This window comes from Burkholderia sp. E168m23 (assembly GCF_016586125.1).
In the GTDB taxonomy this organism is placed as follows: Bacteria; Pseudomonadota; Gammaproteobacteria; order Burkholderiales; family Burkholderiaceae; genus Burkholderia; species Burkholderia orbicola.
This window is the reverse complement of record NZ_BCPP01000380.1, coordinates 1-6261: the sequence shown is the minus strand read 5'-3', so window position 1 is coordinate 6261 and position 6261 is coordinate 1. Positions and strand designations below refer to the sequence as shown.

The window sequence follows — 6261 nt, the reverse complement described above, 5'->3', positions numbered from 1 at the left end:
TTTCCGTCAGCACGGTCTCGCGCTCGGACACGATGTCGAAATACACGAGCGCGACGTTGATTTCCTTGAGGTCGCGCGCATCGCACATCAGGTGCGCATAGACCTTCGCCTGCGCCCAGTGCAGCGCGCGATGGTTGGCCGGCATCGCGTCGAGACTGCCGCGATAGGTCTTGATTTCCTCGAGCCGGTTCGCCACGGGATCGTAGCCGTCCGCGCGGCCGCGCACGGTGAGCGTGCCCCACGTGCCGGTCAGCGCGATCTCGGTTTCGTAGCGTGCGCCACGCTTCGACGTGACCGCGCCGTGGCCGGCGATGCCTTCGAGCGCGGTCGGCGCGGGCGTGAAGCGCAGGTCGAGATCGCCGCGCCGCGCGGTGAACTCGCACATCGCCCGCACCGCGACGACGTAGCTCATGCGGACAGCCCCGCCGCTTCGGCGTGCGCCACGCCCTCACTGGCCCACTCGACGTCGACGACGCGCACCGGCATGCGGTGGGCGATACAGTAGGCGAGCCAGCGCGTCTGGTTGTCCTGCAGCCGGTCGCCGGGGCCCTTCACCTCGATCAGCTCGTAGCGGCGCTCGTCGGGCCAGAAGCGGACGAGATCGGGCAAGCCGGAGCGGTTGCTGCGGATATCCGCGAGCAGGCGCGTGAACCACAGCCGCAAGTGCTCGGGCGGCAGGCACGCGAGCGCTTCGTCGAGCAGCGCGTCGGTCAGCACGCCCCAGAACACGAACGGCGACTGCAGCCCGGCCTTCGTCGCGAAATGCCGGCGAATCGTGTCGCGGTATGCGCCCGAATCGAGCTGCGCGAAGCAGGCGTCGAAGGCCGCCGCGCGGCGCACCGCGAAATCGGGGGCGTGCAGGTCGGCCGGGCCGCGCTGGAACGGATGGAAGAATGCGCCGGGCACGGCCGCGAACACGGGCTCCCAGCACAGCAACCCGAACAGCGAATTGATCAGCGTGTTTTCGACGTAGTGAACCGGCGACGCCGGCTGCGCAAGATGGTCGCGTACCGCGAATTCGACGCTGACGGACACGTCGGGGCGGGCGAGCACGAGCGTCTCGCGCGGCACGGCCGCTGCAGCGGCCGCGCGTTCGACCCGCTGGCCGGCGCGGCGCTGCAGGCGCGGCAGCATGCGCTCGACCCGCTGCCGCTCCTCGTCGCTCTCGAAGCCGCCGCGCGCGTCGAGCGCCAGCGCGAGCGCGTCGCCGTCGCGCCCGCAGCGTTCGAGCACGCGGATGCGCCGGTGGCGGCTGCCGGGCCACGCGCTGCGCGTGTATGCGTCGAGCGCGGCGCACCAGTCGGCACGGCGCTCGCACGCCTGGCCGAGCGCGAACAGCAGCTTCGCGCGGCGCGTCGCGAGCCACGGCTGCGCGCAGTCGACTGCGTCCAGCGCGCGGATCAGGTCGTCGAACGGCAGATCGTCGGGCCACGCTTCGAGCGCGTCGCGGCACATCTGCAGCGCCAGATACGCGTCGACGTCGCCGCGCTGCTGGAACGCACGCGACGACGGCGCGATCGGCACGCTTTCGTACTGGAACACGCCGAGATCGGCGAGCACGAATTCGCTCCAGTCCTGATGCAGATTGCCGAAGAACATCAGCCGCAGCCGGTCGCACAGCGCGCCGACCGTCACGCGCAGCACGCGGTCGTCGGGCTGCGCGCACCAGGCGTCGAGCGGTTGCGCGACGTCGTGCGTGGGCCGCAGCCGCTCGAGCCAGTCGGCCTTGCGCTCGCCCGCATGCGCGGCGAGCGCCGGAAAGATGCGCAGCAGCTCGGCCTTGGTCGACAGCGCGAACAGCGCGTCGAGCGTGAGCGCCGGCGCCGGATCGACCCAGCCGAGCGCGACGAGCGGTGCGGCGGCATCGAGCGTGCAGCCGATCTCGTCGTACACGAGCTTGCTCGCGCGGAAATCGGACCCGTTGCGCATCAGCATCCGCACGAGCAGCGCGCGCGACGCCTGCGGCAGCGTCGCGAACTGCCGGACGAATGCATGCTCGTGCGCGTCGAACAGGTCGTCGTAACGCTCGCCGAGCCAAGCCAGCGCGCGTTCGAAATTGGTCAGGTAGTAAAACGCCGGAGGCGTCGGCGAGGCAGGCGTCACGGGGATCGATCACTGTACGTTTGTACAGGTCGGAATCATATCAAATATGAAGGGCGATGCCGCGCGCGGCATCGCCCTTCCGCCGCCCGGCTCCGGTCAGAACTGGTAATTCACCGACATGTCGAACACGCCGTTGGTCGACTGCTGGGTGATCGGGCTGCGCGCGGCGCGGCCGACGAGCTGTTCGAGCGCGCCGTCCACCGTGACGAACCAGTGCTTGTTCACGAACCACACCATCGTCATGCCCACGCCGGCCGACTTGATCCCGGCCCCCGACGAATAGGCCGGCAGCCCCGAGCGTGCGGCGGCGCCCGGGTTCACGCCGAACCAGCTGTTCATGTAGCGGGAGTCGGCGAACGTCACGGTCGGCCCCGCGAACCAGAAGAAGTGCTCGTTGCTGCCGGGCATCGGCATGTACGCGGAGAAATCGCCGGTCCAGCCGTTCGACCCGCCGATGCTGCGCCGGACGTCCGCGCGCAGCACGAGCGGGAAATCCTTCGAGACCACGTAGTCGGCCGCGAGCTTCATCACGGGCGCCGCGTTGATGTTGTCGAGACCGTTCAGGTGGCCGAGATCGTCGGCCGACCGACGCCCGAGGTCATAGCCGACCGACAAACTCACGCGCCAGTTCGGCCCGCGCAGCACGTTCGCGCCGAGCCCCTCGCCGGTCGACAGGAAGAACAGGTCGCGATAGCGGATGTCGAAATTCGGGCCGCCCATCACGCGATAGCGGTCGGAGCCCGCATAGCGCGGCTGCAGCGTCATCGCGGCGCCGACGCTCACCTGCCAGGTCGGGATGTTCGGATCGAAGAGTTTCTGGAGCGGGACTCCCGCCGTGTATTGCCATTCGCCGAGCGGCGAAGGCGTCTGGGCCGACGCGTCGCGGGCGCCGGCGGCGGCGAGCGCCGCGAATGCCGAGAGGCTGGATACGAACCGGCGTGCGCCGGGTGACTGCAACAGGCGAGCAACAGTGGTCAAGGCGGTCTCCGTCGGCTGCACGAAACGAACCTGAGGGAAAGCGCGCCGCGCTTCACCGGCTGCAGCGGCAGGCAGCCAGCGGCGCGAACGTAGCATGCGCTGAATTAACGGACATCCTACGCGACGCGCGCACAGACGCAAAGCGCCCGTTGTGTACGGGCACTTTGCCGGAATCCGGCATGAGCCGGGGATGATTGCGAAATCAGAAACGCTCGACGTGATAGTCGCCGGCAAGCGCGGCCGGACTGCGCGTCGACATCATTCGCGAGAAGCCGTCGGCGAGCCGGCCGAGCGCGAGCTGCTTCTGGCTCGCGTCCCAGTGCGTGTAAGTGTCGTACGCGGCATCGTCGAACGAAACGGTGACGGCGACCGGGCGGCCGCTGGCGCGAAAACCGATCTGCAGCACGCCGCCCGGCAATTCCTCGATGTGATAGTGCAGCGAACGCGATTCGAAATAGCGGCCCAGTACCTGAGCGATCGCGCGCTTGTCTGGCGATTGCACGTGAATGTCCATGACGGTCCTCCTTTTCAGTGGTCGCGCGGCCGGTGGTGGCGCACTGCCCCCGCCCGGCATCCGCATCGGCGGCGGGTTCGACGGCGGGTCGCCCTGCGGCAAGCCGTCGGGCACGGGCGGATCGACCGGGTCGTCGTGCCCGGGCGGCGGCGGATCGGGGTCGACGTCGGGTGTCGTCGGTTCGGGGCGGTGCAGCATGGATGGCGTGTTCATGTCACTCCTGCGCGACGGCGCGCGCATCTCGATGGCGAAGCGAGCCCCCGCAAGCGCCGTGCCTGCTCCCGCGCCGTGAACCCCGGTCGCCCGGTTCAGACGTCGTAAGCCGCCATGACCAGCCACATCGTGCGCCCCTCGGCGCTCAGTTGCACGGCGAGCGCGAACGGATCGGACGGTTCGCATCGCGCGACGAGCGCCTGCTGCGCACGTTCGGGACCGTCGTAGACGGTGTCGTTCAGTTCGCGCACCTCGTCCTTGCCGTCGAACATGCGCCGCTCCGGCCGATAGACCAGCGATTCGCGCTTCCATGTGGCGAAACGCTCGCGTACGTGGCCGAAGTCGCCACCGCAGACGTTCGCGTCGTAACGTATCCTTTCCCTGGCTGCATTCATCGCGATGTCCTCTCGTCCATACCGGACGCGTGTGCGTCGTATCCGCATGCCCTGCCGGTTTCCGCCGGCTTGCAAGTGTCGTGCCGCGGATGCCGCAGGTACGCCGCTTGCGCCTTCTCATCGACAAGGAGGTTCGATCATGACCGCTCACGCCCCCGGCCGCCGCGACGCCGTGTCAGCGGCTGCCGGATTGCCCCGATTCGCCACGTCGCGTCCGCCGTCCGAAGACAAGACGGAGGAGCGCATCGACGAAGGGCTCGAGGAGACGTTCCCGGCCAGCGACCCGCCCGCCGTCGGCGGTGCGACGCGTATCGACCCCGCCAAGCCGTCCGGCGAGCACGAACGTCGCCCGCCGCACGTCCCTTCCCCGCCCCGCGATCACGGCTGACGGCGGCACCCGGCGCGCGGTGCAATGGCAGTGCGCGCGCCGGCCAGATCAGGAGGCAATCCGATGAAGGTCCTTGAACGCAGATGGCATGAAATCAGCGGTGCTGCCGGCGTCGCGGCGCTGGCCGCGATCGAAAGCGCGGTGGTGCTGGCGATCGTCACGATGACGGGCATCGGCCACTGACGTCCCGCGTCGACGCCGCAGCTGCCGCCGTGGAAGATGTACAAGCCGGCTGGCAAATTTCTCCGTCGCTAGGCAACTCAGGCCCGGCGTGTGCGCACCGCGCGCGGCACGCGGCCTGCTCCCGTATCGTCCCGATCACGAAGGAGGCGTTCATGTATCGCGTCAACGAGATCATGTCGCGCGACGTAGTGTGCGTCGCGCCGACCGACACGATTCGCCATGCGGCCGAATTGATGCAGCGCTTCGATATCGGCGTGCTGCCGGTTTGCGACGGCACCGAACTCGTCGCGATCGTGACCGATCGCGACCTCGCGGTGCGGGCGCTGTCGCACGGCCACTCGCCCGATACGCCCGTGCAGGCGGTCGCGTCCAGGCCCGTGCAGTGGTGCATCGAAGACGACGGCGTCGGCGACGTCCAGCAACGGATGGCCGACGTGCAGTTGCACCGTTTGCCGGTGCTCGATCGCAGTCTGAAGCTCGTCGGCATGGTGTCGCTCGGCGACATCGCGACGCGCGCGGGCGGCCCGGCGCGCGACGAGCTCGCCAATACGCTCGAGGACGTGTCGTTGCCGCGCCGCCGCTGACCGACTGGCGTCCCCCCATCATCCCGCGCGGCCTGTTGCCCCGACGAAATACGCGCGCAATGAATTTGCGCGCGGACCGGGTTGCCGCTTCGACCAGGAGGTTTTCGATGACAACGGACAAACCGTCGCGCATCGTCGGCGCGAATCCGCGCACGGCCGCAGGTGGGCCAGGCCCCGACGTGATGGCCGCCAGCACGTTCGAAGGCGATCGCGTGCTGACGATCGACGGCGACGATATCGGCAAGATCGCCAACATCATGCTGGACGTGCGCGCCGGGCGGATCGCGTATGCGGTGGTGTCGTCCGGCGGCCTGCTCGGGATCGGCGACAAGCTGCTCGCGGTGCCGTGGAATGCGCTCGTGCTCGATGCCGAGCGCCAATGCTTCGTGCTGCCCGTCGATACCGAACGGGTGCGCGAGGCGCCCGGCTTCGACAAAGGCCGGTGGCCGGCGATGGCCGACCCCGCGTGGGCCGAAGCACTGCATGCGTACTACGGCAGCTCGCCGTATTGGCTGATCGAGGAAGGCGAAACGGCGCTCGATTCGCCGCCGTACGAGGCGTCGCCGGGCGGCCCCGAAGACGGCACGCGGCACCACTGAAGCCTGCCGGCCGGAAGGCCGGTCACTGCGCGGCGGCCACCCTCTTCGCGAGTTGCCGCGCGGCGTTCAGGTGTGCGTTCAACACCGGCAGCGTGCGGGCCGCGAACGCGCGAAGCTGCGGGTCGCGGCCGTCTTTCGCCTCGGTTTCGTAAAGCCGGATCGCCGCTTCGTGGGCGCTCGGCCCGGCCAGCGCCACGTACGCCGTATCGAACGCGCGCCCGTCCTTCGCTCGCAATGCCGTGACCGCCGGATCGACGAGCATCCGCGTCTGGACCGGCACGCCTTTCTGCGCACCGATGTGGCG

8 protein-coding genes and 1 pseudogene are annotated in these 6261 nt (G+C 69.2%); 3 read left to right on the top strand and 6 right to left on the bottom strand.

Going from position 1 to position 6261, the window contains the following annotated elements:
* The 5 genes and pseudogenes from JMF90_RS19600 to JMF90_RS19580 form a co-directional block, all read right to left on the bottom strand.
* A pseudogene (locus JMF90_RS19600) lies at positions 1-412 on the bottom strand (ATP-dependent DNA helicase); the annotation flags it as partial.
* Positions 409-2103 (bottom strand): VRR-NUC domain-containing protein, encoded by a 1695-nt coding sequence (locus JMF90_RS19595; protein ID WP_011547709.1) that lies wholly within the window; start codon positions 2101-2103, stop codon positions 409-411. The pseudogene JMF90_RS19600 and the gene JMF90_RS19595, both read right to left, overlap by 4 nt.
* Positions 2104-2199: 96 nt before the next feature.
* Positions 2200-3081: a MipA/OmpV family protein gene (locus JMF90_RS19590; RefSeq protein WP_027808371.1), complete on the bottom strand. Its 882-nt coding sequence runs from the start codon at positions 3079-3081 to the stop codon at positions 2200-2202.
* 202 nt (positions 3082-3283) lie between these two features.
* Positions 3284-3595: a hypothetical protein gene (locus tag JMF90_RS19585; protein WP_006479035.1), complete on the bottom strand. Its 312-nt coding sequence runs from the start codon at positions 3593-3595 to the stop codon at positions 3284-3286.
* Positions 3596-3903: 308 nt separating this feature from the next.
* Entirely contained in the window at positions 3904-4203 is a 300-nt protein-coding gene (locus JMF90_RS19580) for a hypothetical protein (protein ID WP_011547712.1), read from the bottom strand.
* 139 nt (positions 4204-4342) lie between these two features.
* Between JMF90_RS19580 and JMF90_RS19575 the strand changes: the two genes are divergently transcribed.
* The 3 genes from JMF90_RS19575 (at position 4343) to JMF90_RS19565 (ending at position 5957) form a co-directional block, all read left to right on the top strand.
* A complete protein-coding gene (locus JMF90_RS19575) occupies positions 4343-4591 on the top strand; it encodes a hypothetical protein (RefSeq protein WP_011547713.1) in 249 nt (82 codons plus the stop codon).
* A gap of 335 nt (positions 4592-4926) precedes the next feature.
* A complete protein-coding gene (locus JMF90_RS19570; RefSeq protein ID WP_011547715.1) occupies positions 4927-5358 on the top strand; it encodes a CBS domain-containing protein in 432 nt (143 codons plus the stop codon).
* Positions 5359-5465: 107 nt separating this feature from the next.
* Positions 5466-5957, top strand: coding sequence for a PRC-barrel domain-containing protein (locus tag JMF90_RS19565; protein ID WP_011547716.1), 492 nt, complete (start codon positions 5466-5468; stop codon positions 5955-5957).
* A 22-nt stretch (positions 5958-5979) separates the two neighbouring features.
* Here JMF90_RS19565 and JMF90_RS19560 read toward each other — a convergent pair.
* A partial coding sequence (locus JMF90_RS19560; RefSeq protein WP_201325334.1) for a DUF4142 domain-containing protein occupies positions 5980-6261 on the bottom strand: 282 nt, incomplete at its 5' end.

Coding starts and splice junctions, on each gene's coding strand:
- JMF90_RS19585 (WP_006479035.1), bottom strand. CDS start 3,595: ATGGACATTCACGTGCAATCGCCAGACAAGCGCGCGATCGCTCAGGTA.
- JMF90_RS19580 (WP_011547712.1), bottom strand. CDS start 4,203: ATGAATGCAGCCAGGGAAAGGATACGTTACGACGCGAACGTCTGCGGT.
- JMF90_RS19575 (WP_011547713.1), top strand. CDS start 4,343: ATGACCGCTCACGCCCCCGGCCGCCGCGACGCCGTGTCAGCGGCTGCC.
- JMF90_RS19570 (WP_011547715.1), top strand. CDS start 4,927: ATGTATCGCGTCAACGAGATCATGTCGCGCGACGTAGTGTGCGTCGCG.
- JMF90_RS19565 (WP_011547716.1), top strand. CDS start 5,466: ATGACAACGGACAAACCGTCGCGCATCGTCGGCGCGAATCCGCGCACG.